The organism is Streptomyces sp. NPDC086519 (genome assembly GCF_040686075.1).
Taxonomy (GTDB): domain Bacteria; phylum Actinomycetota; class Actinomycetes; order Streptomycetales; family Streptomycetaceae; genus Streptomyces; species Streptomyces shenzhenensis.
Map to the genome: position 1 here is coordinate 82102 of NZ_JBFBJL010000020.1, position 23033 is coordinate 105134.

The 23033-nt window shown below is 72.3% G+C and carries 14 protein-coding genes and 1 other RNA gene; 4 read left to right on the forward strand and 11 right to left on the reverse strand.

Features of this window, described 5'->3' with window-relative positions; all coding sequences use genetic code 11:
* Window positions 1-9: 9 nt before the first annotated feature.
* Together yicI and AB0P24_RS20670 are read left to right on the forward strand one after the other, a co-directional pair.
* A complete protein-coding gene (gene yicI, locus AB0P24_RS20665) occupies window positions 10-2295 on the forward strand; it encodes an alpha-xylosidase (protein ID WP_365795967.1) in 2286 nt (761 codons plus the stop codon).
* Complete coding sequence (locus AB0P24_RS20670) at window positions 2295-3308, forward strand: LacI family DNA-binding transcriptional regulator (RefSeq protein ID WP_365795969.1); 1014 nt, start codon at window positions 2295-2297, stop codon at window positions 3306-3308. Before yicI ends, AB0P24_RS20670 begins: the two co-directional genes overlap by 1 nt.
* Before the next feature lie 78 nt (window positions 3309-3386).
* Here AB0P24_RS20670 and AB0P24_RS20675 read toward each other — a convergent pair whose 3' ends face one another.
* The 7 genes from AB0P24_RS20675 to ftsE all read right to left on the reverse strand — a co-directional run bounded on the left by AB0P24_RS20675 (window position 3387) and on the right by ftsE (window position 12923).
* Window positions 3387-4130, reverse strand: coding sequence for a hypothetical protein (locus tag AB0P24_RS20675; RefSeq protein ID WP_234543285.1), 744 nt, complete (start codon window positions 4128-4130; stop codon window positions 3387-3389).
* Window positions 4127-8575, reverse strand: coding sequence for an RICIN domain-containing protein (locus tag AB0P24_RS20680; protein WP_365795971.1), 4449 nt, complete (start codon window positions 8573-8575; stop codon window positions 4127-4129). Before AB0P24_RS20680 ends, AB0P24_RS20675 begins: the two co-directional genes overlap by 4 nt.
* Before the next feature lie 331 nt (window positions 8576-8906).
* Window positions 8907-9307: a transfer-messenger RNA gene (gene ssrA, locus AB0P24_RS20685) on the reverse strand.
* A gap of 93 nt (window positions 9308-9400) precedes the next feature.
* Window positions 9401-9943, reverse strand: a complete 543-nt coding sequence (gene smpB, locus AB0P24_RS20690; RefSeq protein ID WP_365795973.1) for an SsrA-binding protein SmpB — start codon at window positions 9941-9943, stop codon at window positions 9401-9403.
* A gap of 99 nt (window positions 9944-10042) precedes the next feature.
* A complete protein-coding gene (locus AB0P24_RS20695; RefSeq protein WP_365795975.1) occupies window positions 10043-11212 on the reverse strand; it encodes a S41 family peptidase in 1170 nt (389 codons plus the stop codon).
* A 68-nt stretch (window positions 11213-11280) separates the two neighbouring features.
* Complete coding sequence (gene ftsX, locus AB0P24_RS20700) at window positions 11281-12198, reverse strand: permease-like cell division protein FtsX (protein WP_181806164.1); 918 nt, start codon at window positions 12196-12198, stop codon at window positions 11281-11283.
* Window positions 12199-12233: 35 nt separating this feature from the next.
* Window positions 12234-12923: a cell division ATP-binding protein FtsE gene (gene ftsE / locus AB0P24_RS20705; RefSeq protein WP_365795978.1), complete on the reverse strand. Its 690-nt coding sequence runs from the start codon at window positions 12921-12923 to the stop codon at window positions 12234-12236.
* A 257-nt stretch (window positions 12924-13180) separates the two neighbouring features.
* Between ftsE and AB0P24_RS20710 the strand changes: the two genes are divergently transcribed.
* Window positions 13181-13375 carry a hypothetical protein gene (locus tag AB0P24_RS20710; RefSeq protein ID WP_089106595.1) on the forward strand — a complete coding sequence of 65 codons (195 nt, stop codon included), beginning with the start codon at window positions 13181-13183 and terminating at the stop codon, window positions 13373-13375.
* A gap of 93 nt (window positions 13376-13468) precedes the next feature.
* Here the strand turns inward: AB0P24_RS20710 and AB0P24_RS20715 are convergent, their stop codons facing one another.
* The 4 genes from AB0P24_RS20715 to AB0P24_RS20730 all read right to left on the reverse strand — a co-directional run bounded on the left by AB0P24_RS20715 (window position 13469) and on the right by AB0P24_RS20730 (window position 18823).
* Entirely contained in the window at window positions 13469-14098 is a 630-nt protein-coding gene (locus tag AB0P24_RS20715) for a hypothetical protein (RefSeq protein ID WP_365795980.1), read from the reverse strand.
* Between the two features lie 307 nt (window positions 14099-14405).
* Window positions 14406-15512: a peptide chain release factor 2 gene (prfB, locus tag AB0P24_RS20720; RefSeq protein ID WP_365795982.1), complete on the reverse strand. Its 1107-nt coding sequence runs from the start codon at window positions 15510-15512 to the stop codon at window positions 14406-14408.
* 209 nt (window positions 15513-15721) lie between these two features.
* Window positions 15722-16954 (reverse strand): serine/threonine-protein kinase, encoded by a 1233-nt coding sequence (locus AB0P24_RS20725; protein WP_365795984.1) that lies wholly within the window; start codon window positions 16952-16954, stop codon window positions 15722-15724.
* Between the two features lie 111 nt (window positions 16955-17065).
* A complete protein-coding gene (locus AB0P24_RS20730; RefSeq protein ID WP_365795986.1) occupies window positions 17066-18823 on the reverse strand; it encodes a protein kinase in 1758 nt (585 codons plus the stop codon).
* Window positions 18824-19241: 418 nt separating this feature from the next.
* Between AB0P24_RS20730 and AB0P24_RS20735 the strand changes: the two genes are divergently transcribed.
* Complete coding sequence (locus AB0P24_RS20735; RefSeq protein WP_365795988.1) at window positions 19242-22910, forward strand: FHA domain-containing protein; 3669 nt, start codon at window positions 19242-19244, stop codon at window positions 22908-22910.
* Window positions 22911-23033 lie beyond the last annotated feature (123 nt).

A 23033-nucleotide genomic window follows, 5' to 3' on the forward strand; every position in this document is an offset into this window, starting at 1 on the left:
GGTACGTGCGTGAAGTTCACCGACGGTTACTGGCTGCTGCGCGAGGGCGTCACCGCGGCGCACCCGGTCGAGGTCCTCGACGTCACGGCCACGGACGGCGCCCTGGAGATCCACGCGCCGACCCAGCCCATCCGCCACCGCGGCGACCTGCTGAAGGGACCGGTCGTGACGATCAGCGCGCACACGCCGATGCCCGACGTCATCGGCGTCACCTTCACCCATTTCGAGGGCGAGCAGCCCCGCGGACCCCAGTTCGAGCTGCACCGGGCCGTCCGGGGGTCTGGGGGATGTCCCCCAGAAAGGCACAGCGGGTCGCAGGTGGCGTACGACGACGAGTACGCGACCCTGACCTCCGGCTCGCTGACCCTGCGGCTGAGCCGGACCACGCCCTGGCGGCTCGACTTCCTCGCCGGCGGCCGCACCCTGACCTCCAGCGGCCCCAAGGGCATGGGCATCATGCGGGACACCGCCACCGGCGCCCACTACCTGCGGGAACAACTGGGTCTGGGCGTCGGCACATCGGTCTACGGCCTCGGCGAACGCTTCGGCCCGCTGGTCAAGAACGGCCAGGTCGTCGACATCTGGAACGCCGACGGCGGCACGGCCACCGAACAGGCCTACAAGAACGCCCCCTTCTATCTCACGGACGCGGGCTACGGGGTCTTCGTCGACCACCCGGGGAAGGTGTCGTTCGAGGTCGGCTCGGAATCGGTGTCCAGGGTCCAGTTCAGCGTCGAGTCACAGCAGCTGACGTACTACGTCATCCACGGTCCGACCCCGAAGGACATCCTGCGCAAGTACACGGCCCTGACCGGCCGCCCGGCGCTCCCGCCCGCCTGGTCCTTCGGGCTCTGGCTGTCCACGTCCTTCACGACGTCGTACGACGAGAAGACCGTCACCTCCTTCATCGAGGGCATGCGGCAGCGCGAACTGCCGCTCTCCGTCTTCCACTTCGACTGCTTCTGGATGCGGGAGTTCAACTGGTGCGACTTCCGCTGGGATCCGCGGGTCTTCCCCGACCCGGAGGGGATGCTGGGGCGGCTGCACGAGCGCGGGCTGCGGGTGAGCGTCTGGATCAACCCGTACATCGCGCAGCGGTCGCCGCTGTTCGCCGAGGGGAAGGAGCTGGGGCACCTGCTGCGGCGGCCGGACGGGAGCGTGTGGCAGTGGGATCTGTGGCAGCCGGGGATGGCGCTGGTGGACTTCACGTCCCCGGCGGCGCGCGACTGGTACGCGGGCAAGCTGGCGGCGCTGCTCGCCCAGGGGGTCGACTGCTTCAAGACCGACTTCGGGGAACGCGTCCCGGTGGACGTGGCCTGGTCCGACGGCTCGGACCCCGAGCGGATGCACAACTACTACACCTACCTCTACAACCGGACCGTCTTCGAGGTGCTGCGCAAGCACCGGGGAGAGGGCGAGGCGGTCGTGTTCGCGCGGTCGGCGACGACCGGGAGCCAGAAGTTCCCCGTGCACTGGGGCGGGGACTGCGAGGCGACCTACGAGTCGATGGCCGAGTCGCTGCGCGGCGGACTCTCGCTGGGCCTGTCCGGCTTCGGCTACTGGAGCCACGACATCGGCGGCTTCGAGGGCACGCCGACCCCGGCGCTGTTCAAACGGTGGCTGGCCTTCGGGCTGCTGTCGTCGCACAGCAGGCTGCACGGGTCGTCGTCGTACCGGGTGCCGTGGCTGTTCGACGAGGAGTCGGTGGACGTGCTGCGGCACTTCACCCGGCTGAAGCTGAGCCTGATGCCGTACCTGTACGAGGCCGCGCGCACCGCCTCGGCGGAGGGGGTGCCGATGATGCGGGCGATGGTGCTGGAGTTCCCGGACGATCCGGGGTGCGCGCATCTGGAGCGGCAGTACATGCTGGGGGCGGATCTGCTGGTGGCGCCGGTGTTCTCGGATGAGGGGAATGTGACATATTACTGCCCCGCCGGTACCTGGACCCACTTCCTGACCGGCGAGACGGTCACCGGCCCCCGCTGGGTCCGCGAGCACCACGGCTTCCTGAGCGTCCCGCTCCTGGTCCGGCCCGGCTCCGTGATCCCGGTCGGCTCGGTCACGGACCGCCCCGACTACGACCACGCCGACGGGGTGACGCTCCGCGTCTTCGGCCTCGGCCGGGGCGCCCAGGTCACGGTCCCGGTGGGCGACGTCACCTTCACCGTCGTACGCGAAGGGGACACCCTGCGCGCCTCGTGCAGCGACCCGGCGGCGGCGTGGGCCCTGGCGGCCGGGGAGCGGACCGCCCGCGCCCAGGCCGGCACCGGTTTTCTCTCCCTGGAGCTGGACTGATGGTGAAGATCACCGACGTGGCCCGGCACGCCGGGGTCTCCCCCAGCACGGTGTCCTACGCGCTCAGCGGCAAGCGCCCGATCTCGGCGGAGACCCGGCGCCGGATCGAGGCGTCCATCCGCGAGCTGGGCTACCGCCCGCACGCCGGCGCCCGCGCCCTCGCCAGCAGCCGCTCCAACGTCCTGGCCCTGGTCGTCCCGCTGCGCACCGGCATCCATGTCCCGGTGGTGATGCAGTTCGCGGTGTCGGTGGTGACGACGGCCCGCCGGTACGACCACGACGTGCTGCTTCTGACCCAGGAGGAGGGCGAGGAGGGCCTGCACCGGGTCGCCGACACGGCACTCGTCGACGCCCTGATCGTGATGGACGTCCAGCTCCACGACCCCCGGCTGCCGCTGCTGCGCGCCCTGGAGCGGCCGTCGGTACTGATCGGCTTCCCGGCCGCCGCCGAGGGCCTGACCTGCGTCGACCTGGACTTCAAGGCCGCCGGTGAGCTGTGCGTACAGCGGCTGGCGGGGCTGGGGCACCGGGTGGTCGCACTGGTCGGCTCACCGCCTGAGGTGTACGTCCGGGAGACCGCGTTCGCCCAGCGCGTCGTCCAGGGCTTCACGGCCGCCGCCGACCGCAACGGCATGGCGTCCTCCGTCCACCCCTGCGAGGCGACGCCGGCGGGGGCCCGCCGCATGGCCGAGCAACTGCTGCGTGAGCAGCCGGCGTTGACGGGGGTCGTCGTCCACAACGAGGCGGTTCTGGAGCCCCTGATCGACGCCTTCCAGCAGCTCGGCCTCCGCGTCCCCGCCGACCTGTCGGTCACCGCGATCTGCCCGGACGAACTGGCGACGGCGCCCCGCGTCCCGGTGACCTCGGTGGCGCTGCCGACCGCCGAACTCGGCGAGCAGGCGGCGGAGTTACTGATGCGCAAGCTCGACGGCGACCCGGACGTACCCGAGGCGACGCTGCTCGCTCCCCGGCTGACGGAACGCGCGAGCACGGCACCGCGCGAGGCGCTGTGACGGCACCCGCGAAACGGCGTTGCGCCCCGGAAGCGACCCCGGAACGCAACGCCGTCCATACGGAACCGGATCCACCGGCTAGAGCTGCCGCTCCCCCTGCCAGGTGACCGACGTCAGGGTGCTCAGGCCGCCGTGTGCCACGCCCTTGTAGGTCACTCGCCGGGCGGGGCCGGACTCATGGGCGACCCGTTTCGTCAGTTCCGCGCCCTCCTGGAACAGCCGCTGCCACTCGTCCTCGTACTTGGCCTCGTCCCGGTCCCGTAGATACAGGTTCAGGGTGGTGTCGATGGCCTTCGCCCAGGTGTACAGGTCGGCGACGAGGCCGTCGGACAGAGCCAGTCCGGCGGCGGGATCGTCGGGGAAGAAGTCCCCGAAGCCGTCGGCACGCAGCGGACCGTACTGGTACTCGCCCTCGACGGTGAGGTCGAGGGGATGCGGCTCGGTGCCGTGCTCGTCGCGTTCCCAGTGCAGGCGGTCGCAGCCCCAGCACAGCCATTTCGCCGTCCGGTGCCGCTCGTCCCAGTAGCGCACCGACCACGCCGGTCCGAGCCGCCTGGCCAGGCGCTGGGCGGTCTCCAGCCCCCGCTCGACGTGCTTGCGCAGGTCGGGACGGGAGCCGAAGCCCGCCGGCGGACGGGACAGCGACCAGGAGCGCAGGTCCGCGGCCAGGTCCGCCGGGAGTGCCAGCCGGTCGTCGTCCAGCGGGATCGGGCGGGTGTAGGCGCCGAGGTCGTCGTGGTCCGCCGGGTCCTCGGGCCCGTACAGCGGAGACGGCTCGCCCCGCGCCTGCACCAGCAGGCTCCGTGGTTCGTCAGACGTCATGCGATGTTCGCTCCGATCACGTATCCGTTGTCGCCCACGCTAACGGCCACCCGCTGGGTCTTGCCGTTGAAGACGACCTCGAAGATCGGTCGGCCGGCCCCCTGCGTTCCGACCCTCGTGCCCTCGGTCAGTGCCTTGCTCACCAGAGCCGGGATGTCCTCGATCCGGACGCCCGCGGCCGCGAACTCTCCGGCGTGCCGGAAGATGATGTGAGTCAGACCCGCGTGGACGTTCCCCTTCTCAAGCCAGGCGAGGTTCACACCGGGCTTGGCGTACTCGATCACCCAGATCGTGTCCGCCTTGTTGAACTTCACCCCGGCCTGGTCGAGCCGGGCCAGAAGCTTCGGGTCGAGGGCGCCACGGGCGATCTTGGCCCGTTCCGCCACGCCCCTGGCGATCCGCAGCGCGAGTCCCGCCTCGCTGGCGGGTTCGGCGAGCGCCTGGGCGGCGCCGGATTCACCGTAGATCTTCTTCAGGTCCGCGAGGACCTCCGCGGCCTTCTCCCCGGTCTTGATAGCCTCCTCGACCCGGGCGGCGAGCTTGACGCCCTCGGCGAGCTTCTCGGCCATCGACGGCGGGACGGCCAGCGCGGCGGCCCAGGCGCAGCTGGTCCCGTCACCGTGGTAGCACCTGGCGACGTCGCCCAGCACGATCTCGTACAGGACCGCGCCGGCCTTCTCCCCGAAGAGGTTCTGCCAGCCGATGCGGGTGATGTCACCGAAGCTGAAGTGGTGCGTCCATTCGTTCTCCTGGTCCTTGAGAGTCACCGTCTTGAGGAAGATCCAGTCGTCCTTCGGGCAGCCGGCCTCGGTGGCGGGGACGTCGGGGTTGGCACAGTAGTAGTAGCTGGCCGTGACGTTGAGGTGCAGTTCGTACGTCACCGTGCAGCCCTGGGGTACGTACTGGCACTCGTTGAGCTGCTTGCCCGGGGCCGCCTCGGTCACCTTCTCGACGACGTAGAAGACACCGTCGATACCGGTTCCCGAGCCGCTGGAGACCGTCTGGTTGGCCTGCTTGCGCTCGGCTTCGTCGGCCGCCTGCTGCGCCGACTCGGCGTAGCGCTGGGCGTCCTTCGCCGCTTCCTCGGCCGCGGTGGCCTCGGCGTCGGCGCGGTCGGCCGCGGCGCGGGCGTCCTTCGCGGACTGCTCGGCCTCGGCGGCCGCTGTACGGGCCGCGTCCGCGTCCAGGGCCGCCTGGTCGGCGGAGTCCCGGGCGTCCTTGGCGTAGCCCTCGGCGTCCCCGGCCGCCTGGTCGGCGGCCGCCGCGTCCGCGGTGGCCTGCTGGTCGTACTCGATGGTGCGCGCCAGTGACTTCTGCGCGTCCGCCGCGTACTGCGCCGCCTCGGAGGCGTAACCCAGCGCCTCCTTCGACGACTTACGGGCGTCGGCGGCGTGACCGGCCGCCTCGGCGGCGATCGTGTACGCGGCCTTCGCGTCGCCGGTCGCCGCGTCGGCGAGGCTCTGCGCCTGCGCGGCGTTCTTCTGCGCGTTGGCGGCGTGCGCCTCGGCGACGGCCTGCTGCTGCTCGGCGATCGTCTTCGACGACTGGCCCGACAGGACGGCCAGACCCGCCGCGGAGTCGGTGTCCACATACGGCGAACCGAGCTGGATCGCGTCGTTGGCGGGCGCGGCGACCTGCTGCGCGGCGGCCCCTGCGGCCTCGGCCGCCTGGGCGGTCGTGTACGCGTGACCGACCGCGTCGGCCGCGCCCGCGACCGCCTTGACGGCCTCGGCCTCGGCCGCGTCCGCCTGCTTCCTGGAGTCGGCGGCGTGCTGCTCCGCCTCGTCGGCCAGCTTGACCGCGCTGCGGGCCGCGGCGGCCGAGGCCTGGGAGGCCGTGATGGCGTCCGCTGCCGCGCTGGTCGCCGTGCGCACCGCCGCGTCCGCCTTCAGCTTGGCCGCCTGGGCGGCGTCCGCGTCGGATCGGGCCCGCTTCGCCGCCGCCTCGGCACGCGTCGCCGCGGCGTCGGCGTCCGCCGCGGCCTGGCTCGCCGCGTCGGCCTCGGTACGCGCCGAACCCGCCGCCGTCTCCGCGTCGTCGGCCGCGTGGTCCGCCTCGTCGGCCGCCGCCCGGGAGTCCTTCGCGTCGGCGTCCGAGTCGTGGGCGTCGGCGTAGGCGTCCTTGGCGTCGGCCTTGGCGCGGGCCGCGTTCGCCTTGCTCTGCGCGTCCCACGCGTCGTCCGACTTGCCCTTGGCGAGGTCCCGCGCGGTCTCCGCGTCCTGGCGCTTGGTGCGGGCGGTGGATTCGGCGGTCTCCGCCCGGCCCTTGGCCTCGTCGGCGGTCTTCGCGTACCCCTCTGCGTTCGTCTTGTGCTGGGCAGCTTCGGCCTGCTTGGCCGCGGCGGTCTCCTGCTCCGCCTTGGCCGTCGCCTTCTCGGCCTCGGCCGCGAGTCGCTTGGCGTGCGCGGTGGCGGCGGCCGCCTTCGCGTCGGCCTCCGCCTGCTGGGTCTCGCCGAGCTTCGCCTTCGCCGTGTCGCGCGCGGCCTTGGCGGTCTGCGCCTGTACGGCGGCGGCGTCGGCGGCGGCCTTCGCCTGCGCGTTGGCCTCCTGCGCGGCGGCCGTACGGAACGCGGCCTTGGACTGCGCCGCCTGGGTCACCGCGCGGGCCGCGATGGCCGCGCTGTCACCGGCGGACGCCTTGGTCGCCGCGTAGGCGGTGTCGCCGGCCTTGGACAGCGCGTCGAGCGCGGCGGCCGACGCCTTGGTGACCTGTGCCTTCTGCTGCCCGACGAGCAGGCCCCGGCCGCGCGGGGCGCCCGCCTGGTCGGCGATGGCGTAGGCGGCCTGGGTGGCGGTGTCCGTGTCGGTGGCGGCCTTCTTCACCGCGGTCACCTGGGCCTTGAGCAGGTCGAGCTGGGTCTTCGCGGCGGCCTGGGCATCGGTGACGCCCTTCTTCGCCTTGTCGAACTGGGCCTTGGTCGGATAGGCCAGGTCGTCGGTGCCGTTGTGGCCGGAGGGGGCGAAGTCGAACTTCTGCGGGTCGGTGCCCTTGCAGTCCCACATCCGGGCGTCCCGGCCGTTGTCGTAGGTCGCGAGGTCCAGGCAGTTGCCGGTGGCCGGGTTGTACAGGCGGCTGGTCGCGTGGGTGTCGTACTCCCACTTCTGGGCCGGGCTCTTGGTGTTGCAGGTCGAGATCTGTACGACGGTTCCGTTCGCGGTGGAGCCGCCCTTGGCCTCCAGGCACTTGCCGGAGTTGACGTTGACCAGCGCGTCACCGCTGATCTGCCACTTCTGCCCGGCCGAGCCGTTGCAGGTGTAGATCTGCGCCGGCGTGCCGTTGTCCTTCTTGCCGCCGCCCACTTCCAGGCACTTGTCGGTGGCGCCGTGCGCGTGCACGATCACCGGGCTGTCGCCGATCCAGCCGGGGCCGCCGGCCGACCAGTAGTCCTGCCAGCGGGCCAGGTGGTCGGCGATCCACGACTGGCCCAGCAGTTCGCCCAGCGCCTTGGAGCCGGCGGCGAGGGCCTTGGTGGCGTCGCGGTTCGCGTTGAGGATCTGGTCACGCCGGCCGGCCTGGGCGGCGATCTCCCGCTGCCACTCGGCGGACGCGTCCGCGACTTCCTTGCCGAGGACCTTGCTCGGGTCGACCGGGGAGCGCCAGGCGCAGGAGGCGAACCGGGACTTCAGGTCCTCCACTGCGATCCGGTACTCGACACTGCCCGGCTCGGGCGCGATGCGCGCGAAACCACCGGAGGAAAGGAAGACCCGGGCGTCGTCCGCGCCCGTCGGCCGCGCGGACCAGTTCACCAGGGCGTCCCACGCCTGGTGTTCGGCATACGCCTGCTGCCACTGCTGGGTGGGCAGCGAGGGGTCCGGGGAGCTGCCGTAGAGCGGGGTGCCGAGGTCCTTCACCGCCTTCAGCGTGACGTCGTCCGCCTTCGGGGTGGGGTCGTCGTAGAAGGGGTCCTCGGCCAGCCACATCCGGCTGCCGACCCACTGGGCCAGGCCGGTCTGCTCGAAGAAGTCCTGGCCTCGCCCGGCCAGGCCCGGCGGATCCTCGAAGTCGGCGACCGTCATGAAGCCGCCCGGGGTGGAGAGACCGGAGACGGGCTTCTTCCACTCGCTGATGCGGTCGTAGAGCGCCGACCCCTCCTTGCTCGCGGCGGCCTTGTCCTGGTCGTACGCCGTCGACAGCGCAGTGGTGTTCCAGTACTCCCGGTTCGCCGCGGTGTGCAGCTTGTCCGGGGTCTGGTCGAGCGCGTCCTGCGCGGTGCTGAACATGCCGGGGCCGCCCAGGCGCAACACGCCGGCCATCAGGCACTGGTCCTGGCGGAGCTGCTCGGCGGCGGCCGCGTCGAAGCCGTCGTAACTGTCGGCCACCGGGCTGAAGTCGGTGGCCCGGTCGTGGGGCAGGTCCGGCCGGCCGGCGACCGTGGCGAGCACGGCGAGCGCGAGCACGGAGGGGACGAGACGTTTCAGCCGGCCGGCTTTTCGCGTAAGGGGCATGACAAGCCCGGGTCTGGAACGCACAAGGACACCCCGTTTTTTATGAGGAGGGCAGACGGGGGCCCGGCTCGAAGAGGCGACGTGTGCCGTGGCGGCGGTCAGTGCCGCCGGCCCCTCCCCATGGCGACGCTGTTCCCCCGGTCGCTGATGGTCGTGCGCGGTGGCCAAGTGGTCGGCTCAGCTCAGTGCGCGCACCCCACTTTAGTAAACTTGTGTGACATCTGTGAAGAGTTTTTGACCGAACGAGATCATCGTGCACCGGTGCGCGGGGCCCCGCGGACACGACGAGGGCCCGGTGGTCTGTGACCACCGGGCCCTCGCAACATGGAGATTGTGGAGATGGCGGGAATCGAACCCGCGTCCAACGGTGCGGAACCAGGGCTTCTCCGTGTGCAGTTCGCTGTGATTTTCTCGGCCCCGGCGATCACGCGAACAAGTCGCCGACGGGCCCAGTCACTGTTAGATTTCCCTCTTCACCCCGTGACCGGGATCAAGGTTTAGTCCCCTAGCTGATGCCAGGATCCGGGTCGGGAACAGCCCCGGGCTGACACTCCCTTTGTAGGAGGCTCGCTGTCGCTACCTGAGATCAGGCAGCGAGGGCGAAGGCCTGCTGGGAGGAATCGCGCTTGGAAGTGGCGATTATTTTTTTCGGCCTGTGGTTTACGAGATCATGGCCGCTTTCTCGACACGCTTCCCCTGCCTCGACATCCGCTGTCGAAACCGATCATCCCCATGTTGATTTTTCAATCTTCACACCGGCTTCCCCCGGTGTTGGTGCCATCGTACGTGACCAACGCACGCGGGTGCCACTACATTCCCGTGGCCCTACGCGTCCCGCTGCCGCCGCTTCGCCGCCGCGACGGCGCGCCCGGCCTCCCGGCGGTCCTGCTGCTCACGCAGGGTCTGCCGCTTGTCGTACTCCTTCTTGCCTCGGGCGAGCGCGATCTCCGCCTTCGCCCGGCCGTCCTTGAAGTACAGGGCGAGGGGCACGATCGTGTGACCGGTCTCCTGGGCCTTGACCTCCAGCTTGTCGATCTCCTCCCGGTGCAGCAGCAGCTTGCGCTTGCGGCGCACCGAGTGGTTGGTCCAGGTGCCCTGGCTGTACTCCGGGATGTGCGCGTTGTGCAGCCACGCCTCGTTGCCGTCGATCTGCACGAAGCCGTCGACCAGCGAGGCCCGGCCCTGCCGCAGCGACTTCACCTCGGTGCCGGACAGCACCAGGCCGGCCTCGTAGGTGTCGATGATCGCGTAGTCGTGCCGCGCCTTCTTGTTCTGCGCGACGATCTTGCGCTTGCCGCCCTTCTCGCCGTCCCGGGCTTTGGCGGCCGTCCCCTGCTGCTTCTGCTGGGACTCTTTCGGTACATACATTCCCTTGGCCATAGTGCCGTCCATTTTCGCACTACGGAGGGGGTGCGGGGGAAGCGGATTAGCAGCGGGTTCAACAGGTCCGCGAGGACCCGCGTCGCGTTACGACGGATCGCCCAGGCCGCTGAGGACCGTCTCGGCCCGCCGCAGCGCCCCGGAGGAGACCTCCAGGTCGGGGGTGATGCCCCGGCCGTCGACGGCGTGGCCGGAGGGGGTGCGGTAGTGGCCCACGGTGAGCTCGGCGACCGAGCCGTCGGGGAGGCGGGTGGGCATCTGGATGGAACCCTTGCCGAAGGTGCGGGAGCCGAGGACGACCGCGCGGCCGCGGTCCTGGAGGGCGCCGGTGAGCATCTCGGCCGCGCTCATCGTGCCGCCGTCGACAAGCGCGACCAGCGGCCTCGCGGTGTCCCCGCCGGGCTCGGCGTGCAGGGCGCGCTGGACGCCGTCGACGTCGTAGGTGGCGACCAGGCCGCCGTCGAGGAAGGCGGAGGCGGCGGTGACGGCCTCGCTGACCAGTCCGCCGGAGTTGCCGCGCAGGTCGAGGACGATGCCGGCGTCGGCCGGGGCCTGGCGGACGGCGGTGCGCACGATTTCCCCGGAGCCCTTGGTGAAGGCGGAGATCTTGATGACGGTGATGCCGGCGGCCGGCTTCCGCACGGTCACCGAGTCGGTGGACAGCAGCGCCCGGCACAGGGTCTCGCGCCACGCGCGCGTGCCGCGCTGAAGGCCGAGGGTGACGGTCGTACCGGCGCGGGCGTCGGTGGCGTCACCACGCAGTAACGAGACGACGTCGGTGACGGGCCGCCCGTCGACGTCCTCCCCGTCCACGCTGCGCAGCCGGTCGCCCTTCCTGATCCCCGCGGCGGCCGCGGGCGACCCGGCCTGCACCTTGCTCACGTCGATCCGCCCGTCCGCGGTCCGCCGGGCCCACAACCCCACGCCCGTGTACTGGCCGTCGAGCGCTTCCTCGAACTCCTGGTACTCGCCCTCGGAGTAGACCGCGGCCCACCGGTCCCCGCTGCGGCTGACCGCGCGTTCCGCCGCCTCCACGGGGGACTTGCCGTCGGCCATCGCCTCGGCGGCGGCCTTCGCGACATCCTCGTGCCCGGCGCCCGGCCCAGCGGCCCGGGTGGGCGTCTTCCGGTGGGACTGCCCCGGGTCGGGAAACGCCCCGGTGGCCGCCCCGGCCACCAACAGGCCCGCGAACACCAACGTCAGAGCCGCCCCCCGGCGAACCCGGCGGGGCTGACAGAACAGCTCTCGGCCTGACATGCGGGTGAGTCTAGGACAAGGCAAGAGGGCCGTACGGGCTGTTGCCCGTACGGCCCTCTTGGCATGCGTCACACCTTCAGGTACTTGCGCAGCGCGAAGAACGCGGCAAGCGCGGGCATCAGGAGGCTCGTTGCGAGGATGAGGGGGAGCTTGGTCAACACGGCGTCCCAGCCGATGAAGTTGATCAAGTTGAGCTTGTGGGACAGGTCCAGGCCGTGGTCGATGATGAAGTAGCGGGCGATCACCAGGAATCCGCACGCGACCGTGCCGCCGATGAGGCCGGCGACGGCGGCCTCCGCGATGAACGGGGCCTGGATGTAGAAGCCGGAGGCGCCGACCAGGCGCATGATGCCGGTCTCCCGCCTACGGCTGAACGCGGAGACGCGCACCGTGTTGACGATCAGCATCAGGGCGACCACCAGCATCAGGGCCATGACCATGCGGGCCGCCCAGTTCATGCCGTTGAGCAGGCCGAAGAGGTTGTCGAGGATGCCCTTCTGGTCCTGGACGGACTGGACCCCGTCACGGCCGTCGAAGGCGGTCGCGACGACCTGGTACTTCTCCGGGTCCTTGAGCTTGATCCGGTACGACTCCTGCATCTGGTCCGGGGTGAGGGAGTCGGCGAGCGGCGAGTCGCCGAACTGCTCCTTGTAGTGCTTGTACGCCTGGTCCTGGGACTCGTAGGTGACCTTCTCGACCACCGACATCTTGCTGAGGTCGGCCTGGATCTGCTTCTTCTGGTCCTCGGTCACCGCGCCCTTGGCGCAGTTGGGGTCGGACTCGGCGTCGCTCTTGTTGCAGAGGAAGATCGAGACGTTGACCTTGTCGTACCAGTAGCCCTTCATGGTGTTGACCTGGTCGCTCATCAGGAGCGAGCCACCGAAGAGCGCCAGGGACAGGGCGACCGAGACGACGACCGCGAAGGTCATCGTCAGATTGCGGCGGAGACCGACTCCGATCTCCGACAGTACGAACTGGGCACGCATGGCCTCGGGTTATGCCTTTCCGTAAACGGTCGCGGTCAGTGCTGGTAGCCGTAGACGCCGCGGGCCTGGTCGCGGACGAGACGGCCCTTCTCCAGCTCGATGACGCGCTTGCGCATCTGGTCCACGATGTTCTGGTCGTGGGTGGCCATGATCACGGTGGTGCCGGTGCGGTTGATGCGGTCCAGCAGCTTCATGATGCCGACCGAGGTCTGCGGGTCGAGGTTGCCGGTGGGCTCGTCCGCGATCAGCAGCTTGGGCCGGTTCACGAAGGCGCGCGCGATGGCCACGCGCTGCTGCTCACCGCCGGAGAGCTCGCCGGGCCTCCGGTCCTCCTTGCCGCCGAGCCCGACGAGGTCGAGCACCTGGGGCACGGACTTGCGGATCTCGCCCTTCGACTTGCCGATGACCTCCTGGGCGAAGGCCACGTTCTCGGCGACCGTCTTGTTGGGCAGCAGGCGGAAGTCCTGGAAGACCGTCCCGAGCTGGCGGCGCATCTGCGGCACCTTCCAGTTGGACAGCCGGGCGAGGTCCTTGCCGAGGACGTGCACCTGGCCGTGGCTGCACCGCTCCTCGCGGAGGATCAGCCGCAGGAAGGTGGACTTTCCGGAGCCGGAGGACCCGACGAGGAACACGAACTCGCCCTTCTCCACTTCCAGGGACACATCCCTGAGTGCGGGGCGGGTCTGCTTGGGGTAGACCTTGGAGACATTGTCGAATCGGATCACGGATGCACCACGGGTCGCCGGGGGTAGATGAGCGTGACCATACGCGAGTCGGGTGAGGAAGCGCAGGCGCCGGTCACGGTTGGGTGAGGCTTGTGCGGTTTTATTCCCTGACAGTCCCGGCCGAGTGCCCCTGAGCGGCGGGACGAGGTCGCCGGACGGCCGCGCTCTTTCCGGGGGAACCTGGCACAGTGGGAGGGGAACGTTCTCGTTCCGCGGAGCGTTGTGTAGGCGATGGCCGGTGCAAGGAGGGCGAGCGCATGACGTACGACCGGTTGGTGTGCGCGAACTGCGCGGCGCCCGTGAGCGAAGGCCGGTGCCCTGTGTGCCGCGCCAACCGCGAGCGTCTTCAGCAGGAGAGTTTCCTCGGCGGTCTGAACCCGATGGCGCTGATCGGGCTGCTGGCAGTGCTGATCGCCGCGGTGGCGCTGCTGGCGGCGCACCAGACCGCGTAACGAAACTCACACAAGCAGGGTAAGGGCCCGGAGCGGTTGCTCCGGGCCCTTCACCGTGCGAGGCGCGTACGCTCCGTGAGCGGTTGCCTACCGTCAGGCGGCGGCGCCGCCGCGGCCGCCCATGAGGCGCGGCAGGACACGGAAGCCGATACCGCCGGCGATCATCGTGGCGGCGCCGACGATGAGGAAGGCCGTCTGTCCGGCACCGGTCTCGGCGAGCTGGTCGCCGCCGCCCTGGGCCTCGGTGTTCGACGAGCCGGTGTCGGTGAGGGCGGAGGAGCCCTCCTCCTGCGCGGAGGTGCCGGAGTTGCCGTCGGTGCCGGTGTTGTTGTTGCCGCCTCCGTTGCTGCCGGTACCGCTGCCGCTGGTGCTGCCGTCGGACGGGGTGTCGCTGGACGGCTCGTCCGTGGGCTCGGTGGGCTCGTCGGTCGGCTGGGTGGGCTCGTCCGTCGGCTCGCTGGACTCGGAGGGTTCCTGGCTCGTGGGCGGCGTGGACGCCGGTTCGCTGCTGGCCGGACCGGTCGGGATCCCGGTGTCGCTCGCGCTAGGGTCGGGCGTCTCGTCGTCGGCGCCGAGGTTGACGTTGGCCGAGACACCGCTCCCGTCGGCGCTGACGCCGATGGAGAGGGCGGAGGCCGCGCCGGCCGCGGTCAGCGAGGCACCGGCGGCGATCACGGCACCGGCGGCTATCCGCGCGACCCGGATCCGCGTCTTCTTGGTCATCTGGTTGCTACCCCCAGTAGCTGATAGTCAATGAGCGGGCGCATGGGGCCGGCCGTGATCGACGGGGGCGGTAAAGGCGTTGCCAAGTCCCCCGGTTCACATGCGCCCCAGAGATACGCATGCCACGCTTCACCCTTCCCACTTTTCAAAGCAACGTCAAGGCCGTTGCGGGCGCGATGTCCAATTGCGGGCCGAATGCGGGGAGTTGAAGCCTGTGAGTGTGACGTAAAACCCAGACAAACGAGAACTGCCGCCACGGGGGCGGCAGTTCCAGATGGGACGACTTACCGTGGGCAAGTCGACAAAGTTACTTCTCCTGCTGCTTGCGCCAGCGAATTCCGGCCTCCAGGAACCCGTCGATCTCGCCGTTGAACACGGCCTCGGGGTTGCCGACCTCGTACTCGGTGCGCAGGTCCTTGACCATCTGGTACGGGTGCAGGACGTACGACCGCATCTGGTTGCCCCAGGAGTTGCCGCCGTCGCCCTTGAGGGCGTCCATCCTGGCCTGCTCCTCCTGGCGGCGCCGCTCGAGGAGCTTGGCCTGGAGGACGTTCATCGCGGTGGCCTTGTTCTGGATCTGCGACCGCTCGTTCTGGCAGGAGACCACGATCCCGGTGGGGAGGTGCGTGATGCGCACCGCGGAGTCGGTCGTGTTGACGCCCTGGCCGCCGGGCCCGGAGGACCGGTAGACGTCGATCCTGAGCTCGCTCTCGTCGATCTCGACGTGGTCGGACTGCTCGACCACGGGGAGCACCTCGACACCGGCGAAGGAGGTCTGGCGGCGCCCCTGGTTGTCGTACGGCGAGATCCGCACGAGCCGGTGCGTGCCCTGCTCCACGGAGAGGGTCCCGTAGGCGTACGGGACCTGTACGGCGAAGGTGGTCGACTTGATGCCGGCCTCTTCGGCGTACGACGTCTCGATGAGCTCGGTCTTGTATCCGTGCTGCTCGGCCCAGCGCAGGTACATGCGCTGCAGCTTCTCGGCGAAGTCGGCGGCGTCGACGCCACCGGCCTCCGCGCGGATGTTCACGAGCGCTTCCCGGGAGTCGTACTCCCCGCTGAGCAGCGTCCGGACCTCCATCTCGGCCAGCGCCTTGCGGACGGCGGCCAGCTCGGACTCGGCCTCGGCACGGGTGTCCGGGTCGTCCTCCTCCTCGGCCATCTCGAAGAGCACGGCAAGATCGTCGATCCGTCCCCGCAGCGCCTCGGCCTTCCTGACCTCGGCCTGCAGGTGGCTCAGCTTGCTGGTGATCTTCTGCGCCTCGTCCGGGTTGTCCCAGAGGGACGGCGCGGCCGCCTGCTCCTCAAGCACGGCGATGTCTGCCCTCAGCTTGCCGAGGTCCAGAACGGCCTCGATCGACTCCATGGTCGAGGAGAGGGACTTGAGCTCTTCGGATACATCGACAACTGCCACGCCTCCAGCGTAACGGCTCGTTCAACCAACGGACGCCTGCCCACCCACGCCGGGGGCGCCCGCCGGCCCGCACACCGAGTACGCGACGGCATGGCACCTCACCCGTCGGGGTCCGGGGCGGAGCCCCGCGGCGGAGGCCTGTCGCCCACCGAGTCGGGCGAGCGGGTGGGAAACAAGGACCGCCGGAGCCACCACCCGCACCCGACCGGTCACGGCGTCGATGTGCTGTGCGTCTCCTGCGAAGGGGCCGAGTCGTCCCCCGACGACGCCAGCCACGCGCCGACACCGACCACCGCCGCCACCACGACCCCCGCCACCGCGAACGTCACCCTCCGCCGCCGTGCCGCCACGCGATGCCGCGCCGACCCCGGCCGCGGCGCCCCCGCCGCCCTCGGCACCCGCGCCGTGCCCCGGGCGCCGCCCGCCAGCTCGTCGGGGCCCGGCACCCGCATCGACGTGTGCGTGTCCCGGTTGGAGTCCGGCTTCGCGCCCGGCACCAGGGAGACGGCCCCCCGGCGCCGTACCCGCTGCTCCTCCGCGGCCGGAGCGGCGGCGGCCGGCTCCTCGGCCTCCTCCGGCGTCTCGGTCTCCGGCTCGTCGACGTCCAGCGGCGGCATCCCCGCCAGCGTCGGCAGCTGCTCCCGCAGCCGCGCGGCCAGCTCGGACGCCCGCAGCCGGGACGCCGGCGCCTTCGCCAGGCACTGGACGAGCAGTTGCCAGAGCTCCTCGGGGATACCGGGGAGCGGGACGACGGTCTCGGTGACGTGGCGGCGCAGGACCGCGCCCGGGTGGCCGCCGCCGAACGGGGTGAAGCCCGCGAGGAGCTCGTACAGGACCGTCGCCAGTGCGTAGATGTCCACCGACGCGCGGGGCGGCAGGCCCTCGACGATCTCCGGGGCCAGGTAGTCCGGCGTACCGATGATCTTCGTCGCGCGGGTCCGCTTCGGGGAGTCGATGAGCTTCGCGATGCCGAAGTCGGTCAGCAGGGCGGGGTGGGAGCCGCCGGGGCCCAGCGGGCCCTGCATGTCGAGGAGGACGTTCTCCGGCTTGACGTCGCGGTGGACGACCCCGGCCGCGTGCGCCGCCGCCAGCCCGTCCGCGACGTCCGCGACGATGGCGACGGCCGCCTCGGGGGCGAGCCGCCGCTCCCGGTCCAGGCGGGTGCGCAGATCCGTGCCCCGGACCAGGTCCATGACGAGGGCGAGGTCGTTGCCGTCGACGACGAGGTCACGGACGGACACCACGTGGGGGTGCTCCAGGCCCAGCAGTGCCGTGCGCTCCTGCACGAAGCGGCCCACCAGCTCCTCGTCGGACGCGAGATCCTCGCGCAGCAGCTTGATGGCGACGGGCCCCTCCGGCCCCTCGCCCAGCCACACCGTGCCGGCGCTGCCCCGCCCCAGGATCTGGTTCGCGGTGTACCGGCTGCCGATCTTCCGTGCCAAGGCTGCTCCTACAGACGCGTGTTGCCGACAAAACTACGCGCCCGAAGAGCCAACCTTCACCAGGGAGGCGGAAATCACCCGCCAGATGTCGACAAATCCATAGACTCGCGGTCAGTTGCCCGAGCTGCTGCCCGAGCTGTTGCCCAGGTCGCCGACGAAGTTGCCGACCGTCCTCGCCCAGTCGCTCAGCTGGTGCCAGTAGCCCTTGCCCTCGCCGACCCAGGTGTGCACCGGGGTCAGATCCCAGATCAGCCAGCCCGCCACGAACAGGATGACGACCAGGAAGAGGCAGCCCTTGAGGCAGCCGAGCCCGGGGATCCGCATCGGGTTGGCGCTGCGCTGCCGCGGCTCGCGCGGGGCCCGCTGCTGCGGCTCGGCGGGGGGCGCGTAGCGCTGCTGGGGTTGCTGCGGCGGTGGAGCGTACTGCTGCGGCCGCCCGCCGCCGTACCCCGCGGGCTGCTGCTGGCCGTACCCGGCGGCGGGCGGCTGCCCGTACCCGCCCTGGCCGCCCGGCCCGCCCTGGCCGCGCGGCTGCGGCCGGCGCACCGGCTGCTGCTGCGGGGCCTGGCGCGGCTGCTGCTGCGGCTGCTGCGGCCGGGCCACCTGCCGCTGCGGGCGGCGGCGCAGCGGGTCCTCACCCGGGTCGAGGTACTGGACCTGGGTCTGCTCGTTACGGTCGCGGGCCGCGCGGAGCTGGCTCTGCCAGGGGTGCGGCTCCTCGGGCTGCTGCCGGCCGGACTGGCCCGGCTGCCCTTGGGGCATCGGCGGCATGACGGCCGTCGGGTCGGCGGCGCCGGTGTTCGGCAGCACGGCCGTCGGGTCGGCGGCGCCGAACGGCCCCGGCCCGCCGGTGTGCGGCAGGACGCTGGTCGCGGCGTTCGGGTCGTACGCCCCCATCGGCGTGCCGGTGTTCGGCAGCACCTGGGTCGGGTCGGCCGCGCCCGGTACGGCGGTCGGCGCCGGGTCGGGTGCGAGCAGCGCGCCGACGCCCTCGGCCGCCGCGATCTGCGCGGAGTTCGCGTGCACGCCGACGCCCTCGGCGACGACGCGCAGGCCGCGCGCGAGGTTCTCGGCGCTGGGACGGTCGTCGGGGTTCTTGCGCAGGCAGCGTTCGATGACCGTCCACAGCGGGTCGGGGACGGTCGAGGGGCGGCGGGGCTCGGCGCTGAGGTGCTGGTGGAGGACTTCCAGGGCGCTGCCGCCGGAGAACGGGGGATGGCCGGTGACCAGCTCGTACAGCAGGATGCCGGCGCCGTAGATGTCGACGGCGGAGGTCTGCGGGCGGCCCTCGGCGGACTCGGGAGCTATGTACGCGGGCGTGCCGACGAACTCGTGGGTGCGGGTCAGGCCCGGGGAGTCGGCGAGGCGGGCGATGCCGAAGTCGGTCAGCATCGGGTGCATCTGGCCGTTGTACTGCGCGAGCAGCACGTTGGCGGGCTTCAGGTCGCGGTGCACCACACCGTCGGCGTGGCTGGCGGCGAGCGCGTCGGCGACCTGGGCGGTGAGCAGCGCGGCGGCGACGGGCGTGAAGGGGCCGTTCTCGCGCAGGTAGCGGTGCAGGTCGGGGCCCTCGACGAGGTCCATGACCAGGGCAAGGAGATCGCCCTCCACAACGAGGTCCCGGACCCGGACGATGTTCGGGTGGGTGAGCCGGAGCAGGACGGAGCGCTCCCTCAGGAAGCGCATCACGATGTCGGAGTCGTTCGCGAGCTCTTCCTTGAGGACCTTGATCGCGACGGTCTCGCCGGGCTGGCCCTGCACGGCTGCCTCGGCGCCCGCGGTCTCCCGCTGGCGGGCACGCCAGACGGTGCCGGTGGCGCCGCGTCCCAGCGGCTCCTCCAGGAGGTACTTGCTGCCTACCGGCCGCACGTCATGCACTCCCTGCTGCTTGCTGAATGTCTCCGACCCGTGTGTCCGACCCACTGTAGTGCCGTGGCGCCTGGGACCGGGCTGTCGTCCGGCTGTGCTTTCCCCTCCCCGGTAGGGAGCCGATAAGCGTTCCCGACGTGTCCCCATACGTTGGTGTTCCGGCCTGCGTTCGATGGAAAGACGCTTGCTTCGGTCCACTGGTTGCCGGGCTCGGACGTGACCGATCTCAAGTGATCGTCCGCGCGGTGCCGGGCAGGCACTTTTGGGGGCAGAGCTGACCAATCAAGATCACTTACCATCGGGGCGTGGGCGCGTTGTCAGTGGCAGGTGCGAGGATGCGTTTGACAGCAGAACTGGCCGACGTGCTCGTGGCGGTGGGGGGAATTCCGCGCCCGCGCAGAAGGGACCGCTGACGGCGATGCAGATCCGGCTGACCGTCGTAGACCCGCTGGGTCCTGCCGCGCAGCGGGGCCGGGCCGTGAGCCGCGACGTGCTGGTGACGGCACCCGCGGGCACGGACCTGGCCGCGGTGGCCTCGGCTCTGGCCTCGGCGGTCACCGGGGACGGCAGCCTGGGCGGCCGTGAGCAGAGCGGCGCCCCGGTCGTGCTGTACGCCGGGGTGGAGCGGCTGGACGCCCGCCGCCGCGTCCTCGGCGAGCCCCCGCTGGTCGACGGCGCGGTGCTGTCCCTGGGCGCCCCCGCGGCCCCCGAGCCGCACCCCGAGCTGGACGACGCCCCGACCCAGCTGCACGTGATCGCCGGCCCGGACGCGGGCGGGGTCCACCTCCTGCACGGCGGCCAGATCACCATCGGCCGCTCCGCCGAGGCCGACGTCCCGCTCGACGACCCGGACGTCTCCCGGCTGCACTGCGCGGTCACGGTCGCGGCCGACGGCCGGGTCTCGGTCGCCGACCTGCACTCCACCAACGGCACGTCGCTGGACGGCACCCGCGTCACCGACCGCCCGGTCCGTCTCGGCCCGGGCTCGCTCCTGCGGATCGGGGAATCAGCCCTGCGGCTTACGCCGTCCGGGGGACCGGGGGCCCGGGTGGGCACGGCGCCCGACGGGGAGGGGTACGTGCGCGTCCTGACCGGGGACGAGGAGGCCGGCGACGGTTCCGCCGCCCCGGGAAGCGGTACGGCAGGTCCGGCGGGCCGTACCCATCACGCCTACGGCACCGCGGGCTGGGGAGCCGCGGGCGGGGTGTCCGCGGGCCAGGAGCACGGCCCGGTGGTGCCGGCGCAGGGGGAGGCACCGAGGATCGAGAGCCGGGACGGCGGGCTGCCGGCGGCCGGCCGCGGGGACGGCTCACCGTGGACCGAGCGGGAAAGCGGGCGGCCGACCGGGCACGCGGGCGGGTTCCCGTCGTCCGCCGGGCAAGGGATCGAGTCGCCCCCGGCCCAGCGCGGGAGCGAGAGCGACCGCCGCGGATACCCGCCGGCCGGCCATCGCGGCACACTGCCGGGCCCGCGCGGCGGTTCCGGCGCCGCGCCCGGCTCCGCCGCGAACAGCGGTGCGGGTCACACGCATGCCGGCCGATCCGGAGTGCTCGGCGGCCCGAGTTCCCCTGGAAGTGCCGGAAGTGCCGGAAGCTCCGACAGCGGCGGAAGTGCCACCACCTCCTCCCCGGCCCCGGCAACCGCGTACCCCACCCACACCGACGGCGGCGCCCTCGCCGACACCCCCACCGATGCCGCCGCCCCCTCCGGCAGGCGCAAAGGCACCCCCCTGCGCGGTACCGACGCCCCCGTACTGCCCGGCGCCCGCAGGCGCGGCGGGCTCGGAGCCTGGGCGCGGCGGCTGGCCGGTGGGCGCGGTGAGCCCCCGTCGGCCGGCGACGACGAGGCCGCGGCGGCGGACGGCGGCGCCGTGTCCGCCGGTGTGCCCGCCCACCCGGAGACCTGGCCCGATCCCGCCGCCCTGCTGCTGACGGCCCTCGGCCCCGGCCCCCGCCTCTGGGAGCGCGGCCCCGGCCACCCGGAGGCGCTCACCGTCCGGCTCGGCACGGCGGACCGCCCGGCACCCGACGGCTCGGGCCTGCTCCCCGCCGTCCCGGTCACCGCCGATCTGCGCGAGGCCGGCGCCCTCGGCCTGGCAGGACCACGCACCCGCCTGGCCGGCCTCGCCCGCGCGGTCCTGGCCCAGCTCGCCGCGCTGCACTCACCCGACCTGCTGGAGATCGTGCTGATCAGCGCGGACCGGGCCCGGTCCCTGGAGGAGCGCACGGCCGAGTGGTCCTGGCTCGGCTGGCTCCCGCACGTGCGCCCCGGGCACGGCCAGGACTGCCGCCTGCTGCTGGCCTACGACCGCGAACAGGCGGCGGCTCGCGTCGAGGAGCTGCTGCGGCGCACCGAGGAGCTGTCCGCCCCCCGCAGGCCGGCCGCCCCCGCCGACCGCCCGGCACCGGCCCACGCACCCGCCCCGCCCCGTACGGCGGCGCAGGCCTCGTCCTCGGATGCCGCCCACCGCCCCTCCTGGGCCCGTGACCTCGGCGCCGACGAGGACGGCGGGGGCGGCTTCCCGGGGCCGTACACGGTCGTCGTCGTGGACGGCGACCCCGGCGGCTCCGCGCTGCGCGACGCGGTGGCGCGGCTGGCCGTCGCCGGACCGCGGGCCGGAGTGCACGTGATCTGCCTGGCGGAGACGGCCCCCGCCTCGTCCACCTCCCCGGTCGGCCGGACCTACGAGGAGGCGTGCGCGGTGACGCCGACGTTCCGGGAGTGCGGCGCGGTGGCCCTGCTCAGCGGAGACGTGGCGACGGCGCTGCACCTGATGCGGGTCTCGGCCGCGCACGGCGGTCACCCCGGCCCGGTCGGCCCCGGCACCGTGGCGGCGGTGGACGCGGTCTGCCCCGCCTGGGCCGAGCGGTTCGCGAGGGCGCTGGCCCCGCTGCGCCCGGGCGGCCCGGCCGCCGACCGGCACCCCCGTGTCGCCGCGCCGCTCCCCCAGTCCGCCCGGCTGCTGGACGAACTGGGACTGGCGAGGGCGACCCCGGCGTCGCTGATGGCCCGTTGGGCGGACGCCGCCGACGACACCGAGTCACTGGGCGGCCGGGCGCGGGCGGTGCTCGGCGCCGGACCGCGCGGCCCGCTCACCGCCGACCTGGTGTCCGAGGGACCGCATCTGCTGATCGAGGGCCCGCCCGGCAGCGGCCGTACCGAGCTGCTGCGGGCGATAGTCGCCTCGCTGGCCGCCGCCGAGCGCCCCGACCGGCTCGGGATCGTCCTGATCGACGGCCGCGACGGCGTCGGCACCGGTGCCGGGCACGGCGAGGGCCTGCGGGTCTGCACGGACATACCGCATGTCACGACCCATCTCACCGCCAATGACCCGGTGCGGATGCGGGAGCTGGCGCAGTCGCTGAGCGCCGAGCTGAAGCGGCGGGCCGAGCTGCTGGGCCGCTCCGACTTCACCGACTGGCACGGCCGGCGGGAGGTCTCCGGCCGCATCGTCCCGCAGCGCGCCCGCCCCGCCGCCTCGGGCGCCGGCGACATAGAGGCCCCGCCGAGTTCGACCCTCCGCCTGCGCCCGTCGGCCGGCGCCGCGGCCCGCGAGCGTGCGGAGGTGCCGCCCCCGCTCCCCCGGCTCGTCGTCGTGGTCGACGACCTGGACGCCCTGGTCTCCCCCGCCCTCGGCTCACCGGGCCGCCCGGCCGCCGGTTCCGTGATGCGGGCGCTGGAGGCGGTGGCGAAGGAGGGCGAGCGGCTCGGCGTGCATCTGGTCGCGGCGGCCGGCACGGGCGGCCGCACGGCGGAGACGGAGCCGGCCCGGCAGGCCACGCTGCGCATCACCCTGGACACCCCGGCCGACGGCCCCGACGAACCGGCGCCCGGCCGCGGCCGTCTGACCACCCCGGACGGCGGGACCACGGCGTTCCAGACGGGCCGTGTCACGGGTCGTATCCCGCGCACGGCGACCCAGCGCCCCACCGTCGTCCCCCTCGACTGGCACCGCATGGGCGACCCCCCGGCCCGCCGCCCGATCCGAGAGCTGGGCAACGGCCCGACCGACCTGGCCCTGCTGGCCAGCGCGGTGGAGCGGGCGGCGAAGGAGGTTTCGGCGGCGGAGGTGCCCTCGCTTCTGTGAACGAGGGCAGAAACCAGCCCGTCCGGCGTTTGAGGACGAGGCCGTCCAGGCCGAAGCGGGGGTCCGGGGGCGGCAGCCCCCGGTGGACGCCCGCACCGGTTCCGGTCACTGATCACGAGGCGA